The 16,825-nt window shown below is 29.1% G+C and carries 12 protein-coding genes and 1 riboswitch; of the genes, 2 read left to right on the top strand and 10 right to left on the bottom strand.

Annotated elements, in window-relative coordinates; translation table 11 throughout:
- Positions 1-19: 19 nt before the first annotated feature.
- Both lysA and T514_RS0116675 read right to left on the bottom strand, forming a co-directional pair.
- Positions 20-1,318 (bottom strand): diaminopimelate decarboxylase, encoded by a 1,299-nt coding sequence (gene lysA / locus T514_RS0116685; RefSeq protein ID WP_027625799.1) that lies wholly within the window; start codon positions 1,316-1,318, stop codon positions 20-22.
- 138 nt (positions 1,319-1,456) lie between these two features.
- A riboswitch (Lysine riboswitch) is annotated at positions 1,457-1,623 on the bottom strand.
- Between the two features lie 91 nt (positions 1,624-1,714).
- A complete protein-coding gene (locus tag T514_RS0116675) occupies positions 1,715-3,016 on the bottom strand; it encodes a M18 family aminopeptidase (protein ID WP_027625797.1) in 1,302 nt (433 codons plus the stop codon).
- Between the two features lie 341 nt (positions 3,017-3,357).
- Here T514_RS0116675 and T514_RS0116670 point away from each other — a divergent pair, with 341 nt between their 5' ends.
- Positions 3,358-4,536, top strand: a complete 1,179-nt coding sequence (locus tag T514_RS0116670; protein ID WP_027625796.1) for a cation diffusion facilitator family transporter — start codon at positions 3,358-3,360, stop codon at positions 4,534-4,536.
- Positions 4,537-4,629: 93 nt separating this feature from the next.
- Positions 4,630-5,721 (top strand): PRK06851 family protein, encoded by a 1,092-nt coding sequence (locus T514_RS0116665; protein WP_027625795.1) that lies wholly within the window; start codon positions 4,630-4,632, stop codon positions 5,719-5,721.
- Between the two features lie 37 nt (positions 5,722-5,758).
- Here the strand turns inward: T514_RS0116665 and T514_RS0116660 are convergent, their stop codons facing one another.
- The 8 genes from T514_RS0116660 to T514_RS0116625 form a co-directional block, all read right to left on the bottom strand.
- Positions 5,759-7,891 (bottom strand): HelD family protein, encoded by a 2,133-nt coding sequence (locus tag T514_RS0116660; RefSeq protein ID WP_027625794.1) that lies wholly within the window; start codon positions 7,889-7,891, stop codon positions 5,759-5,761.
- A 21-nt stretch (positions 7,892-7,912) separates the two neighbouring features.
- Positions 7,913-9,907 (bottom strand): ATP-dependent zinc metalloprotease FtsH, encoded by a 1,995-nt coding sequence (gene ftsH / locus T514_RS0116655; protein ID WP_027625793.1) that lies wholly within the window; start codon positions 9,905-9,907, stop codon positions 7,913-7,915.
- A 188-nt stretch (positions 9,908-10,095) separates the two neighbouring features.
- The gene (locus tag T514_RS0116650) at positions 10,096-11,460 is read right to left on the bottom strand and encodes an alanine/glycine:cation symporter family protein (RefSeq protein WP_027625792.1); all 1,365 of its coding nucleotides are present in this window, start codon (positions 11,458-11,460) and stop codon (positions 10,096-10,098) included.
- Between the two features lie 169 nt (positions 11,461-11,629).
- Entirely contained in the window at positions 11,630-12,325 is a 696-nt protein-coding gene (locus T514_RS0116645) for a response regulator transcription factor (RefSeq protein WP_027625791.1), read from the bottom strand.
- 92 nt (positions 12,326-12,417) lie between these two features.
- Complete coding sequence (locus T514_RS0116640; protein WP_027625790.1) at positions 12,418-13,884, bottom strand: sensor histidine kinase; 1,467 nt, start codon at positions 13,882-13,884, stop codon at positions 12,418-12,420.
- Between the two features lie 9 nt (positions 13,885-13,893).
- Positions 13,894-14,646, bottom strand: a complete 753-nt coding sequence (locus tag T514_RS0116635) for an ABC transporter permease (RefSeq protein WP_027625789.1) — start codon at positions 14,644-14,646, stop codon at positions 13,894-13,896.
- Positions 14,633-15,358 (bottom strand): ABC transporter ATP-binding protein, encoded by a 726-nt coding sequence (locus tag T514_RS0116630; RefSeq protein ID WP_027625788.1) that lies wholly within the window; start codon positions 15,356-15,358, stop codon positions 14,633-14,635. Before T514_RS0116630 ends, T514_RS0116635 begins: the two co-directional genes overlap by 14 nt.
- A gap of 215 nt (positions 15,359-15,573) precedes the next feature.
- Complete coding sequence (locus T514_RS0116625; protein WP_027625787.1) at positions 15,574-16,806, bottom strand: hypothetical protein; 1,233 nt, start codon at positions 16,804-16,806, stop codon at positions 15,574-15,576.
- Between the last annotated feature and the right edge of the window lie 19 nt (positions 16,807-16,825).

The raw sequence follows: 16,825 nt of genomic DNA, 5'->3' as shown, positions 1-16,825 counted from the left end.
TAAGTAATTCTCTTTAATATTATAATAATAATTCATTTTGTATTAATTCTTCATAACTTTGTCTCTTACATATTAATTTTGATTCTCCATCTTTTACAAATACAACTGCTGGCTTCAAAATTTTATTATAATTACTACACATAGAATATCCATATGCTCCAGTAGTAAGAATGGCTAAAATATCTCCACTATGACATTCTGGTATATTCACATCTTTTATTAAAATATCTCCAGATTCACAACACTTTCCACTTATAGTTATGCATTGTTTTTCCTTATTTTCAACATTGTTAGCCAGCAAACATTCATACTCAGCATTATAAAGAGCTGGTCTAATATTGTCTGTCATTCCACCATCTACAGATACATATTTTCTTACTTCTGGTATCTCTTTAATTGAGCCTACAGAATACAGTGTTATACCTGCATTTCCTACAATAGATCTTCCCGGTTCTATTGTTAAACAAGGTAGTTTCATATTAAGTTCTTCAGATTTATATAATGCTCTATCTAAAATGGCATTGCAATATTCTTCTGTAGCTTTTGGTAAATCTCCTTCTTTATAGAATATACCAAAACCTCCTCCTAAGTCTAATTCCTTTAATTCATAGTTCAATTTGTCTTTTATTTCTTTTATTATAGACAACATTATATCCACTTCTTCTTCGTAAGGAGTAGTTTCAAATATTTGAGAACCTATGTGGCAGTGAAGACCTACTAAATCTATATTAGATGATTTAATACATTGCTCCGCCGCTCTTAAAGTTTCATTTTCCAATAAAGTAAATCCAAACTTTGAATCTATTTGTCCTGTTTTAATATAATCATGAGTATGAGCTTCTATTCCTGGAGTTATTCTTAAAAGCACCTTTTGGGTTACTCCATTTTCCTTTGCTATTTCATTTATTTTTCTTATTTCATAAAAATTATCTACAACAAATCTTCCAACGCCCAATTTTATTCCCATTTCAATTTCTTCTAAAGTTTTATTATTTCCATGAAAGTATATTCTCTCCATAGGGAAAGATGCTTTCATTGCTGTATATAATTCCCCTCCTGAAACTACATCCAAATACAAACCTTCTTCTTTAATTATTTGGCACATAGCAACAGTTAAAAATGCTTTTCCCGCATAAGCTACCTTATTTCCTAATTCTTTAACTTTGAAATTATTATAGTAATCCCTACAGTTATTTCTTATTAACTCTTCATCAAATACATATAATGGAGTTCCATATTTATTTCCTAACTCAACACAATTTACTCCACCTATATATAAATTATTATCTATAACCTTCGTAGAACCAAACAAATTCATATCTCCATCTCCTTTTCATTTTAATCATAGTATTTATTAAACAAACAGATTTCTAAGCTTCAGAGGGAGTAATCATGAGATAAAAAACAAATGCAACTAAAAGGTACACTTTTAGCTGCATTATATAAACAACTTTTGTGCCTCTGTAGCTCTCCACAATAATTAGTGACAGCCTTACACATATTTTGCGCAAAGCCAGAAAATAATTTCCCTCATTATTTTCTTCGGCTATAATTCCTTTCCTTATTCTCATTGCCCGGCGGCTCCAAATAAGTACTATTAATTACAGCACCTCTACCTCAGGTAAACTTTAATTTATTAAATTATTGAAATTAGTTTAACACAACATTGCAATTATTTCAATAGAATACTAAATAAAATAATTATCAAAATAAACTATAAATTATAGAATTCTTTAAAAGACTCTGTTATATAAAAATGATCATCTACTCCTCCAAGCTCTCTTATGGAATGCATTCCAAGTACTGCTGTTCCAATATCTACTGATGGTATATTTATATGAGTTGAAGATATAGGTCCTATTGTAGATCCTCCTCTTTCATCTGAACGATTTACAAATCTTTGCATAGGTACATTTGCTTTCTTACATATCTGCTCATAAATTGCAGAAGAAAAACTATCAGAAGTATAGCTTTGTCTTGCACTTATTTTAATTACAGGACCTTTATTAATCATAGGCCTATTTACTGGATCAGCTTTTTCTGGTGAATTAGGGTGTACTGCATGAGCTAAATCTGAAGATATAATAAATGATTTAGATAATGCTCTAAAATAAGCCTCTTTGCCACTTTCCTCTTTTTCTACTATTCTTTCTAAAATACTAGAAAGCATTATGGAATCTGCTCCTTGTTTTGTTGAACTTCCTACTTCCTCATTATCAAAAGCAACTAATACATTAGTCCCCTTTGTAGCTTTACACTGTACCAATGCCTTTAAGGACGCATGTACCATAGCTAAATCATCTAATCTAGAAGAAGATATAAATTCATTATTCATTCCCATAATACAACCTTTTTCATATTCATACAAAAATAAATCAAAATCAATTATATCTTCAGTATTAACTTCTAATTCTTTCCCTAATATATTTAAAAGATAATTATTTTTTTCCATAGTTTCATTAACAATACCCATTAATGGTAATGTGTGTTTTTGTGGATTAAGTTCCACACCTTTATTTACTTCTCTATTCATATGTATAGCTAGATTAGGTATAACTAGTAAAGGCTTATTAATATTAATTAATCTTTCTTCTGGATTCATGATATTTTCGCTCTTTAATACAACTCTACCTGCTATAGCTAATGGTCTGTCTAACCATGTATTTAATATTGGACCTCCATAAACTTCAGTATTTAATTTTAAATATCCTCCTTCACATATTATATGTGGATTAGGCTTTATTCTAAATGTTGGAGAATCTGTATGAGAACCTATTATTTTAAATCCATTTTCTACTACACTATCATTCCCCATCACAAAAGCCACAATTGCTGAATTATTTTTCTTTGTATAGTATTTCCCTTTCTTTGTTAAATTCCATTTATCACTTTCTTTTAATTCTTTAAAACCACAATTAGACAATACTTTTTCCACAGTTTCAACAGCATGAAATGCTGTAGGACTATCATATATAAAATCTATAAGTTCTTCTGCTAATTTTAACTTTTCTTTCATAACATTATCCCTCTCATTTCTAAATTTTATATTTTATCTGCTCTAATAATCCCATCTTCTTCAAAGTATGAGTAAAGAACATCTATGATTTCTAAGCTTCAGAGAGAGTAAAAATCCACTCTGAAACCAAGAGCTCTGTTTATAACTAGAATACCATACTTATCTAACGCTTTCAAACATGCCTCTTACAATATTATAGTAAAACTATTTAATAATATTTTCCACAAAATATGTTATAATAATTAACAATTGATATTATAAAAAATAATAATTTACATTGATAGCTCAGTTCATCAATTATAAATAGTAACTATCAACTTTATTAGAAAAGGGTGTTAAAAATGCTTTCACAATTTTTAGTAAAACATTATGTTAAGGATTATAATAATGTAGAGAATGAACAAGTTCGAAATAACTATGGTTTCTTGGGCAGTTTGGTGGGAATAATATCCAATACCATTCTTTTTATAACTAAATTAGTAGTTGGAATGATAACTAGCAGTATTTCTGTCACTGCCGATGCTTTTAACAATCTATCCGATGCAACCTCTTCATTAATTACAATGCTTGGATTTAAACTAGCTTCTAAACCAGCTGATAAAGAGCATCCATTTGGACATGGAAGAATAGAATATATTTCTGGATTAATTGTATCCTTTATGGTAATATTGGTTGGCTTTGAGTTTGTTAAATCATCTTATTCACGAATTACCAACCCAGTTCAAATAAATTTTCAACTAATACCATTTATATTAATACTTTTATCTATAGGAGTAAAAGTATGGCTCAGTTCATTTAATAAGTATGTTGGTAAAAGAATTAATTCATCTGCGCTGCAAGCATCTTCTTTTGACGCACTAAGTGATGTAATCACATCTAGCTGCGTTGCTTTATCATTAATACTCTCTAAATGGACTTCATTTCCTGTAGATGGCTATATTGGTATAGTTGTCTCCTTATTTATAATGTATTCAGGATTTTCTCTTATAAAAGACACATTAGATCCTATTCTAGGCGAAGTCCCAGATGAGGAACTAGTGCAAAAAATTATAAGTGGAGTATTAAGTTATAAATATATTACAGGAGTTCATGATTTAGTAATACACAATTATGGCCCAGGAAGGTTTATGGCTACAATCCATGCCGAAGTACCAGATAGTATGTCCATAGTGCAAATACATGAAATCATAGATAGAGCTGAAAAAGAGTTAAGCTCAAAATTAAATATAATATTAGTTATTCATATGGACCCTATAAATACAAATGATGAGGAAGTAAATTTTGCAAAAACTGAATTAGAAAAGATAATGGAGAATTATTCAATGATTAAATCCTTTCACGATTTTAGAATTGTGGGAGAAGGCGAAAATAAAAATTTAATTTTTGATATAGTTATAGACTATAGTCAAGCACTTACAGAAGAATTTCAAAATACTATACAAGAACAATTAAACAAAGATATAAAAAAAATTCATCCAAACTATAATTCAATAATTACAATAGACAGAGAGTTTATATAATTCCTTTAAAAAACAACTTAATTTATTTTGTTACCAAAATTCACACTTCTGCATAATATATATTGATTCTTTTATTATGGAGTGTGAATTTTTATGAGTAAAAAAGAAAGACATTTATTCCCTGGAAGCAATACATCCCAAGGCTTTTATCCTTTCTTTCAATATATTATGCCTACAGATGAAGCTAGGAGAATTTTTTATATAAAAGGTGGCCCTGGTACTGGTAAATCTTCATTAATGTATAAAATAGCAAAAGTTTTTTTAGATAAAGGTTATTTCGTTGAATTTTTTCATTGTTCCTCAGATAATGAATCATTAGATGCAATTAAAATAAGAGAGTTAAACATAGCCTTAATTGATGGTACCGCTCCTCACATGAATGACCCTGATATTCCAGGTGCTGTAGATGAAATTCTAAATTTAGGTGTTTGCTTAAATGAAAAAGAATTAACAAAACACAAAGATACTATAGCCGAAATATCTTCTGAAATAAAATATACTTTTAGTAGAGCTTTTACCTATATAAATAGTGCTAGAATGATTCATGATGACTGGAGTTATCATAATAAAAAAGCTTTAGATATTGTAGCTTTAAATTCTCTTAGTGAAAAATTAAAGAATGAAATTATTAAGAAGTCTATAGGAGGATTAGGAAAGGAAAGGCATTTCTTTGCTACTGCTTTTACTCCTAATGGCATAATTTCATATATAAATACTCTCTATGAAAATGATGATAATATATATATTCTTAAAGGTGGCCCTGGAACCGGAAAAACTACCATACTAAACTATATTAAAAATGAAGTGTTGAGAAATGGTTATTCTATAGAAGTATTCCATGATCCATTGATTCCATCTAGAGTAGAGCATATTATTATCCCTAATTTAAACACAGTATTACTAACTTCTAATGAAATAAGTAATGGTAAATTTAATGGTATAGAAATTGACATGAATAATCTACTAAACCAAAAATATTTAGATAGTGTAGAAAGTAAAATTGAAGAAGATAAAAATACCTTCTATAAACTATTAAATATCGGATTAGGTAGTCTCTCCAATTTTAAGAATGTACATGATAAATTGGAATATTTTTATGTTCAAAATATGGATTTTAAAGAAGTAGATAATATGGCTGAGCAAATAATTAACAGATTACTAGACTATGAAAAAGAAATTTTATAGTATTAAAAAGTAAAAAGGAAGCTAAATTTAGCTTCCTTTAATAATTTAATTTAAATATACATAGTTGATGTAAAGCTCTTGTAGACATAACATACATCATTTTGTCATAGTTAACATTTGATATATTATCATCAATTATTATAACCCCATCAAATTCTAACCCTTTAGCAAAATAAGATGAAATTACACTATCACCTGAATTATAAATAACATCTTCTCTATCAATAACCTTTATATACATTTTATTTTTAATTACCTTGCTTATATATTCTGTTCTGCTATTATCTTTGCATATCACTGCTATACTCTCATAGCCTCTTTGCTTTAATTCTTTTAAAGCATTTACTAATTTTTCTTGTAGTTCATCTTCACTAAATATATTTTCTTCTACAACCTTTTCTCCGTTTCTTACTAATGGCACTATATGATTATTACTCAAATATTTATTTGCATATTCCATAATCTCTGTAGTTGATCTATAGCTTTTTTGAAGCTTAAAGTTTTCTACACTCTCCAATTCCAAGTAACTCTGTAAAGAATTCATAGGAATAGTACCTTCTATAGGAATAAGTCTTTGATTACTATCTCCAACTATAGTTAATGATTGACATTTTGTTAATTCTTTTATAACCACAAATTGTAAATACGAGTAGTCCTGAGCCTCATCTATAACCACATGTTTTATTTCATTTTTAAATTTTAATCCTTCTAACTTTATCTTCAGATATAGAACAGGTGCCAAATCATCCTCAGTAAATTCCTTATTCCCATTAAAAGTATTATATATATCTAAAATATTAGGATTGTTCAACCACTTCAATTCACTTTTTACCCTTATAACTTCAGCTATAACATTTCTTATTTCTAACCTTCTCTTAAAATCTAAATCACTGCCATATAAATTTGCTTCTTCTGGTGTAAGTTTAGATATAGCCTCTTGATAATTTTTTTCTATTTCTCTTACCTTTTCATCTCTACTATCTTTTATCTTAGAATATATAGTTCTTTTAATCCTTTTGCTTCTTTTAAATAGAGGCATTGCTTTGAAATATTCATTAAACAATTTCTCTATTTCTTCTTTGTCTAAAATTACTTTTTCTAAAAGCTCTACATTTTTTATATTAAAATAATTGTTATTTAGTTCTTCTACTAAAGCATCTAATTTTTTAATATATACCTCTGAAGTTTTATATAATATTTCTTCTATAAAATTCTTATCACCATTTATTATTTTTTCCATATAGTCCTTTAGGCTCATAACATTATCCAAGCATATTAATTCTAATGCAAATTCTCTAAAAGTTGATTGTTTAACTCCTACTTCGCCAAGACTAGGTAACACCATAGATATATACTCCATAAATATATTGTTTGGACCTAATATGAGTACCTTGTCCTGCAAACTCTTTCTGTAATTATATAATAAATATGCAACTCTATGTAGGGCTACAGTAGTCTTACCACTACCTGCCACTCCATCTACTACTATGGTTTTATTTTTGGGTTGTCTTATTAAATTATCTTGTTCTTCTTGTATTGTCATAATTATATCTTTTAGTTTATCACTAGAATTACTACTTAAAACCATTTGCAATATTTCATCTTTTACATCTATTTCTGAATCAAAAATACCTAATAATTTAGCCTTTTTAATTATTAATTGTCTTTTTTCTAAAACATTAGCCTTAACTGTACCCATAGGTGCAGTATATATTATATTACCTAATTTACCTGCATAAAATACTGCCGATACAGGTGCTCTCCAATCTACTACTAAAGGTTCTAAAGCGCCTTTAGGGGTAACTCCAAACCTACCTATATAAATATTTTCGTCTTCTAAAGAATCCTCTTCCACAAAATGAACTTTTCCGAAATACGGTGATAAAGACAATATAGTTAACTCTTTTAACTTTTTATCTATAAATTTAAACTGTTCTTCTGCTATAAATCTTTCATGGTCAAAATATTCAGCTACCTTGTCTTCATCATCTTTGTATTCTTCTAATACTTGTTTTCTATATTCAGTTATATTATCAATTATGGTCTTTCTTGTATTTAAAAAAGTTGATATTTCTCTATTTATAGCATCTATAGTTTCTTCTAATTTTTCTTTTTCAAGGTTAAATTGTATCTCTTTTTCTATTTCCTTTTCTAAATCAGAATTATTCATTTACTTGTCACCAACCTAAAATTATTCTACTAGCTTATTATCATCACTATTTTCATTATTCACTATATCATCCTCTACTATACCTGCTGCATCCACTTTAACTTCATCTTTTTGGTCGCTTTCCTCTTTTAATTCAATTACATTATCTTCATTTAATGCCGCAGCTTCTTCAGCAAATTCTTCTCCCTTCACTAAAGCCATAAATTCATTTCCCATGATAGTTTCTTTTTCTAGCAATCTTTCTGCGATTTTAGTTAATAATTCTCTATTTTCATTTAATATATCTATTGCTTTTTTATGAGCTTTCTTTATTATTTTTAAAGTTTCTTCATCAATTTGTGTTTCTGTCTCAGCGCTACAATTTTTAACAGATCTTCCATCAAGATATCTATTAGACATAGATTCTAATCCCATCATATCAAATCTTTCAGTCATACCATATATAGTAACCATACTTCTAGCTGTTGATGTAGCCTTTTCTATGTCATTTGATGCCCCAGTAGATATTGCATTAAACTCTACCTCTTCTGCTGCTCTTCCCCCTAGCATTACACAAATTTGATCAAACATTTCTTCTTTTGTGTTTAAGTATTTTTCCTCTGCTGGAACTTGCATTGTATAACCTAATGCTCCCATAGTTCTTGGAACTATAGTAATCTTATGAACAGGATCTGTATGAGTTAAAAGAGCTGCTACTAAAGCATGACCCACTTCATGAAAAGCTACTGACCTCTTTTCTTTAGGTGATAATATTCTATCTTTCTTTTCTTTTCCTGCTATTATCACTTCAACAGCTTCTTGTAGATCTTCTTGAATAACTTCTTTTCTATTATTTTTTACAGCTCTTAAAGCTGCTTCATTTATTATATTCGCTAAATCTGCTCCTACAGCACCTGGAGTTGACTTAGCAATATCTTGTAAATCAACATTTTCAGCCATTTTAACACCCTTTGAATGAACCTTTAATATGTCTTCTCTTCCCTTAAGATCAGGTCTGTCCACTATTACTCTTCTATCAAATCTACCTGGTCTTAAAAGAGCCTTATCTAAAATTTCTGGTCTATTAGTAGCTGCTAAAATTACTACCCCCTTTGATGAATCAAATCCATCCATTTCAGAAAGCAACTGATTAAGAGTCTGTTCTCTTTCATCATTGCTACTTATATTCCCATCTCTACTTTTTCCAATAGCATCTATTTCATCAATAAATATTATACAAGGTGCTTTTTCCTGTGCTTGTTCAAATAAATCTCTAACTCTAGCTGCGCCCATACCAACAAACATTTCCACAAAACTTGACCCCGAAAGAGAAAAAAATGGTACCTTTGCTTCCCCAGCTACAGCCTTTGCAAGTAATGTTTTACCTGTACCAGGAGGCCCTACTAACAAAGCGCCTTTAGGTAATTTAGCTCCAATTTCAGAATACTTTTGAGTATTATGTAAAAAATCCACTATTTCTACTAATGACTCTTTTGCTTCCTCTTGACCAGCTACGTCTTCAAAAGTAATTCCTGTTTCATTTTCTGCATAAATTTTAGCAGTATTTTTACCAAAGGACATAACTCCACTGCCCATTTTTTTATCTAATCTTCCAAGTAAAAATCTTCCGAATGCCATAAGTAATATAAACGGCATTATATAATTTAATAAAAACCCTTTAACTGGACCATCTTGCTTTGGTATAACCCTATCATAAGGTATGTTTGCCTTATCTAACTTAGCCGGTAAATCTTTATCTTCTTCTAACCTACCAGTATATAATAATTTATCCCCATAGCCTGCATTTTCTTTTGGATAAATTATTATTCTATCCTTAGAAAACTGAACTTCCTTAATTTGTTTTTGAGTTATCATGTTAAGAAAATTAGTATATTTTATCTGCTTTGTTTCTGTGTTGATTACATAATCATTAATCAAAAAAACAACTATTGTCACTGCAATAGCATAATAAATAACATACTTAAATTTGTTATCGTCAAATTTATTGCCATCAGTTTTTTTCTTCTTATTAAACATATCTTTCCTCCACTTAATATAATAAATGTGCATATCACTTATATTATAATACATATTAAATGTTTTTTACAGAGTATAGAGTATAGAGTACAGAGTACAAATAATAGAGTAAATTTTACCTTTATTAGCTCTACACTAAATAAAAAACTGGTACATATTACTTTTACATATGTACCAGCTTAAATGCATTATAAATTTGCTACTTTTTCTTCCTCAACAGTATCTTCCAAATTTCCTTGCCATAAATAGTTTTTAGTTTCACTTACAATAACCCCACTTAAAGCTATTAATGATATAAGATTTGGTATAGCCATCAACCCATTAGCCAAATCAGCAAAATTCCAAACAAAATCTAAAGAAAATACAGCTCCTATATAAATAGCTATAATCCATAATATCTTATAAGGTAATATAGCTTTCTTTCCAAAAAGATATTCTATGGATTTTTCTCCATAATAGGACCAACCAAGTATAGTAGAAAAAGCAAAAGTCATTAATCCTACAGTTAAAACTATAGGTCCTATAACAGGTATGGAAGCGAATGCCTCTTTAGTTAACTGCCCACCTTGAAGTCCCTTATTCCATACTCCTGTATTAGTTAATACAAGTCCTGTAATAGCGCATACTACTACTGTATCCCAAAAAGTACCTGTAGAAGCAACCAATGCTTGTCTTACTGGATTTCTTGATTGCGCTGCTGCTGATACTATTGGAGCACTTCCTAATCCTGACTCATTTGAAAAAAGTCCTCTAGATACACCAAATCTCATTGCCATAATAACACTAGATCCTGCAAATCCTCCTACAGCTGCTTGTCCTGTAAATGCGGAAGAAATTATTGTATGTAGTGAATTTGGTATTGTTTTATAACCCATGGCTAATATTATTAAACAGCCTAAAATATAAAAACCTGCCATAAAAGGTACGAATACTTCACAAACCTTAGATATACTCTTTATTCCGCCTAGTATTACAACAGCTGTTAGTATACATATAATTACAGCTGATATTTTTGTTGGAACTTTAAAGGTATCACTTACCATCATAGAAATTGCATTAGATTGTACCATTCCACCAGTTCCTATAGCTGCTATGCTAGTAAATGTGGCAAAAAGTACTGCCAACCATTTCTTATTCATTCCGTATTCTAACACATACATAGGACCTCCTGCCATAGTACCATCTTCAGTTTTTATTCTATATTTAGTTGAAAGTAAACTTTCAGCATACTTTGTGGATATTCCAAATACACCTGTAAGCCATGTCCAAAATACTGCTCCAGGGCCTCCCAAAGATATAGCTGTTGCTACCCCAACTATATTTCCTGTACCAATGGTCGCTGCTAACGCTGTTGTTAATGCGCTAAATTGGCTTACATCGCCCTTAGCATTCTCATCCTTAACTACAGAAAGTTTTATTGCCTTTCCCAAATATCTTTGAATAAACTTCAATCTGAAAGTCAAAAATATGTGAGTTCCTAGTAATAAAATAAGTAATGGCCAATTCCATAAAAAGCTGTCTATTTTAGCTACAATGTTATTTAATGATTCCATTAGCAACCTCCCTCTCTAAAATAAAAACAGCTTTACTTAAGTAAAGCTATTCATTCATTATATTACATAATAACCTATTTTTCAATTATGGATTTAATAAATATATAATTATGTTGATATTTTTTGCCATATTATTCAATTTTATAATTAAACCTGTCATATTCGTTATTTATACCCTTACTCTATAGCCAACTCCCCATACTGTTTCAATATATTGTGGCTCCGATGGATTTGATTCAATTTTTTCTCTTATTTTTCTAATGTGTACTGTAACTGTAGCATTATCCCCAAGGGAGTCCATTCCCCAAATGCTCTCAAATAATTCATCCTTTCCAAACACCCTATTAGGATATTGAGCCATATGTAATAATAATTCAAATTCTTTTTGTGCTAAATTAACTTCTTTTCCATTTATAAATACCTGTCTAGAATCTTTATATATTTCCAATCCTCTTATAATAATGTTATTATTATTCGACTTATTTCCAAACTTATTTCTTAATCTCTCATAATTTTGAAGATGAGATTTAACTCTTGCAACTAATTCTCCTGGACTAAATGGCTTTGTTATATAATCATCTGCTCCAAGACTTAAACCTTTTATTTTATCAATCTCTTCTTTTTTAGCTGAAACCATTAAAACTGGTATATCCTTATGTTCCTGAATAATCCTTAATATATCAAAACCATCAATTTTAGGAAGCATAACATCAAGAATTATTAAATCATATTTATTTTCTTTTATTTCATTCAATCCAGATACCCCATCTGTACATATTTTTACTTCAAACCCTGAAAGTTCCAAATAATCTCTTTGAAGTTCAGCAATACTTAGGTCATCTTCCACTATTAATATCTTCTTCATATTATTAAACGCTTCCTTTCATTTATGATTAAAAGGCTTTTCTTAATAAAATAAAGAAAAACCCTTCTTTATTCTTTACAATTCATTTTTAATTATAAAAATAAATCTTCCCTTTGCCTATTTTCTATTACCTTGCCAAGGGATATCATAATACTTGTGCCTTCATTTTCATGACTAACCGCCCAAATTCTTCCCTTATGTCCTTCTACAATTTGCTTTGCAATGGATAGTCCTAATCCACTCCCCTTAGCTCCACTTCTTGCAGAATCTGCTCTGTAGAATCTATCAAATATTTTATTTATCTCATTATTATTAATTCCAGGACCATTGTCTCTTATCTCTATAACAATGCTAGAATTTGTCTCTCTTAAATTTAGAATTATTTTCCCCTGCTCTTTATTCATATATTTACGAGAATTTTCTATAATATTTAAAATAACTCTTCTCATTCTTTCCCTATCCATAATAACATATCTACAATTATTTAAGTCGTTCTTTAATTGTATTTTTATATTACTTTTTATAAGTTCAGGTTCAATCTCACATATACAATATTTAAAGTATTCAACAATATCTATTTTTTCAAAATTAAAAGGAATTTGATTTAAATCAAGCTTTGAATATAAAAGTAAATCGTCAATCATATGATCAATATGTTCAGCCTTTGAATAAATAGTTTTTAAATAGTTTTCTCTTTTTTCCGGTGTATTTGCTACCCCATCCAAAATCCCCTCAACATAGCCTTTTATTGATGTTATTGGTGTTTTTAAATCATGAGAAATGCTTGATACAAGCACTTTACGATTATCATCATACTTAATTTTCATAGATATGGAATCCTTTAACTGTACTCTCATAATCTCAAAACCACGACATAATTCCTGTATTTCCTTATCCCCATCTTCAATAATCTCACAGTTTAAATTTCCCATACTAATTTCATTTGTAGCTTTTTTCAAAATCTTAATAGGATTTATTATTCTCTTTGATAAAAGATATGACATAATTACATTAATTACTATAAAAGATATTATATAAACTATAATGACCACAACAATTAGCTTATTAAATAAATTTATGTCTTCGCCTATAGGAGCTAACAATATTAGGCTTGCAGATGTTTTGTCTTTTAGATTTAAATCTATATCTTCAATTAAATAAGAACAACCATTAATCTTAATTTTCTTATCTACTGTATTTGATTTTGCTACTTCTATACATTTTTCTATATCTATTTTATTGATCTCTTTAGAATTAACTATAATTTTATGTCCCTTAACAATTATAAATTCGCCATTTAAACTTGAAAGTCCGTGGGATACTTCCTTTTGTAATTCTGTGTCCTCTATATCTTGAATATTTTGTTTTAATATGTTATTTCTAATAGTTACTAACTCAGCCCTTATAGTTACACGGTTTTTAAATTTTTCATAGTCTACGTCTCTTTTAAGAAACTTTGATGATACAAACAAAAAACCAAATACAACTATAATTGTTATAATAACTGGTACTATAGCTATTATAGTATTAGATACTATTACTCGTTTTTTTATATCCATTTTTTCACCTTAAAATTCTTTTTTATCAAATAAATAATATCCAAATGTAAATAATAGTATGCCATAACTACACATCATCATAAACTGACGCAAAATCTTTAATATAGGTAAACTGTTCATAATCCATAGATTATACCAACTAAACATTGATGTGAAAATTATACCTGAATATTGTGAGAATATAATTTCCAACGCTTTAAGAATAATTAGAACAAAGATAGATAAAAAGAACACGCCTACTCCACTTCTTATAATATTAGTAAAAGTAGCAATTAAGAGCACTAAAATCATCATAGGTAAAACTGTAACTATATAGGATACAAATATCCTTATTATGCCTTGAAATGTAAAAGAATTTGAATTAAAAACTATTCCTGCTATAATTGAAAAAATCATTACAAACAAAAGATTAGTTAATATAAAAAGCATTATAGCTACTATTTTTGCAGTAAAAAATTTCAATCGTGTTATTGGTCTTGTAATTGCAATTTTCATAGTGTTTTGTGAAAATTCTCCTGAAAAGCTATCTATGGTAACAAGTGCAGTGAAAAGAGGCAAAATGGTATTAACTACTACAGACAATACTAATATAGGAAACTCCATACTGGAAGTTCCTCTTAATCCAAAGCCACTCCTTAAACCAACAACAGCAAGTTGTCCTATTACTATGAAAATTAGTGATACTATTGCTGCCACTATAATCTTCTTCTTTTTATATAACTTTTCAATTTCATTAATTACAGTAGCCTTAAATTCTACCATTTCGTTCCACCTCGCTTATAAAATAGTTCTCCAGTGAAGCATAATTATTTAATATGTTTTTAGTTGTATCTACATTAAGTATCCTTCCGTTATAAAGAACGCCTATCTTATTACAAGTAAGCTCTACATCATGAATAAGATGACTTGATATGAAGAAAGTAGTTTTCTCTTCCTCAGCAAGACTTTTTATAAGATTTCTTATATCAAGCATTCCCTCAACATCCAATCCATTTAGAGGTTCGTCCAAAATAACAACTTCAGGCTTAGATAAAATCGCTGCTGCAATCCCTAGCCTTTGCTTCATTCCAAGTGAAAACTTTCTTGTTTTTTCATTTTTAAACTTTTGAAGCCCTATAATTTCTAATACCTCTTCAATTCTCTTATCATCAACATCTTTATAATATCTTGAAAATTGTTTAAGATTTTCATAAGCAGTTAAATAAGAATAAGACTCTGCAGTCTCAATAATACATCCTACCTTTGACATAGCTTTTTCAAAATCTTCTAATACACTATATCCTAAAATTTTAACATCACCACTATCTGGCTTTATTAATCCAGTCATAATTTTCATAGCAGTAGTTTTTCCTGCTCCATTTGGCCCTAAAAATCCAAATATCTCTCCCCTATTTATTTCTAAATTAATATCTGTTATTCCTCTACCATTCTTATAAAGTTTGCTTAGGTTATTTATCTCAATAACTTTCTCCAATTTTTACCCCCCTAAAAAGTACACCGCACTTTTTTAGATAACAGAGCACAGATAACAGAGTACAGATATAGATAATTTTTCTTCGCTTCATTACTAAAAATTTTTAATTTGAAGTTTTCTGTAGTGTAATGGAAGAAAAGTCTCCTTATTTGTACTCTGTGCTCTGTAATCTGTACTCTAAAAAAATTGATTACATTTTTTTATTTTATATATAATTAATCAAACACTCTATTAAACTCACCATCATAGTTTACTCCACCCTTTGATGAATGTGGCATATAAAAATACACGCTTACGTTATGTCTATTAACGCTTATATTACCTTTATCTGAGGAACCTTCAATATCAAATCTTGCATTGTATTTATCTTTGCCATATTTTGCGTCAAACTTTAAGTCTTTTGTTGCATAACTTTCATATCCTTTTATATACTGTTCATGATATGATCCAGAAATAGATTCATTATCAGAATGAGCTATAGTTAATGTTCTCTCTCCAATTTTTTGGAACTTACCATCTTTCTCTATAATTATATCATTCTTATACTTACCAACATACTTTTCAGGATTTGCAAACTCGTTGTTGTTTCTTTGTATACTCTTTTCTACTTTCTTTCCTGAAAGATTTGGTTTATTTACAACAGTAGAGTTAATACTAGTTGTTTTTCCAAGAACTTCAAAAGTTAAATCATGCTGCTTACCCTGATCATCCTTACCTGAAAGTATTGCTGTACCAAGAACACTTTGTATTAAACCATTCTTATCTACAACCATCTTACCTTTAACTTCTTTAACATATACGTCTTTAGTAATTCTAGGCATAACATTTACTTCTTCAGGATTTCTATTAGATGAAGCTTCATTTTTTAATGCATAGGATGTAACTGCATTTATAAGTGCAGGTATTTGGGCTTCAGTTATAGAACCAGATAATTCTTTGCTTCCATCAGCTTTTTCATCTACTACAACATAATCTTTTAAATTGCCTACAGCAGCATCTATTATTTTTTCAATATCTCCCGCTTCTTTTTCTTTAAATGGATCTCTAAAGTCTCTTCCTTTATCTGGAGTTTCATATTCAGTTACATAATAAATACTTTTATCTTCATTAGTTGTAATCATACCGTTTTTATCTCCATAGAAGTAACGCTCTGTCTTTTTTCCTCCTTTAACGGTAGTCTCAACATTTTCGGAAGCTTTTTTATTTATATCACATTTATTTAGTGCATTCTGTGAAATAATAACTTTACCATTGTCCTTCACAGTCATAGATATATCCATAGTATAACTTGAAAGTTTACTACTAAAACTATCTGATGAATACTTTATTGCATCTTTAGCTTGCTCATATCCACTTTTAGACATTACTTCTGCCATAGCTGTTGTTGCAAACATTAAAGTGCCAACAGCAACACTTATAATCATAGCGGTTTTCTTTTTAATTTTCAATTTATAACATCTCCCTTTT

This window comes from Clostridium lundense DSM 17049, assembly GCF_000619945.1.
Classification (GTDB): Bacteria; Bacillota; Clostridia; order Clostridiales; family Clostridiaceae; genus Clostridium_AO; species Clostridium_AO lundense.
The sequence above is the reverse complement of the archived record's forward strand: the minus strand, read 5'-3'. Positions and strand labels throughout refer to the sequence as shown.

Excerpts from the sequence above, each read along its gene's own strand:
- T514_RS0116635 (WP_027625789.1), bottom strand. The coding sequence starts at position 14,646 with ATGGTAGAATTTAAGGCTACTGTAATTAATGAAATTGAAAAGTTATAT.
- T514_RS0116640 (WP_027625790.1), bottom strand. The coding sequence starts at position 13,884 with ATGGATATAAAAAAACGAGTAATAGTATCTAATACTATAATAGCTATA.
- ftsH (WP_027625793.1), bottom strand. The coding sequence starts at position 9,907 with ATGTTTAATAAGAAGAAAAAAACTGATGGCAATAAATTTGACGATAAC.
- T514_RS0116645 (WP_027625791.1), bottom strand. The coding sequence starts at position 12,325 with ATGAAGAAGATATTAATAGTGGAAGATGACCTAAGTATTGCTGAACTT.
- T514_RS0116650 (WP_027625792.1), bottom strand. The coding sequence starts at position 11,460 with ATGGAATCATTAAATAACATTGTAGCTAAAATAGACAGCTTTTTATGG.
- T514_RS0116660 (WP_027625794.1), bottom strand. The coding sequence starts at position 7,891 with ATGAATAATTCTGATTTAGAAAAGGAAATAGAAAAAGAGATACAATTT.
- T514_RS0116665 (WP_027625795.1), top strand. The coding sequence starts at position 4,630 with ATGAGTAAAAAAGAAAGACATTTATTCCCTGGAAGCAATACATCCCAA.
- T514_RS0116670 (WP_027625796.1), top strand. The coding sequence starts at position 3,358 with ATGCTTTCACAATTTTTAGTAAAACATTATGTTAAGGATTATAATAAT.
- T514_RS0116675 (WP_027625797.1), bottom strand. The coding sequence starts at position 3,016 with ATGAAAGAAAAGTTAAAATTAGCAGAAGAACTTATAGATTTTATATAT.
- lysA (WP_027625799.1), bottom strand. The coding sequence starts at position 1,318 with ATGAATTTGTTTGGTTCTACGAAGGTTATAGATAATAATTTATATATA.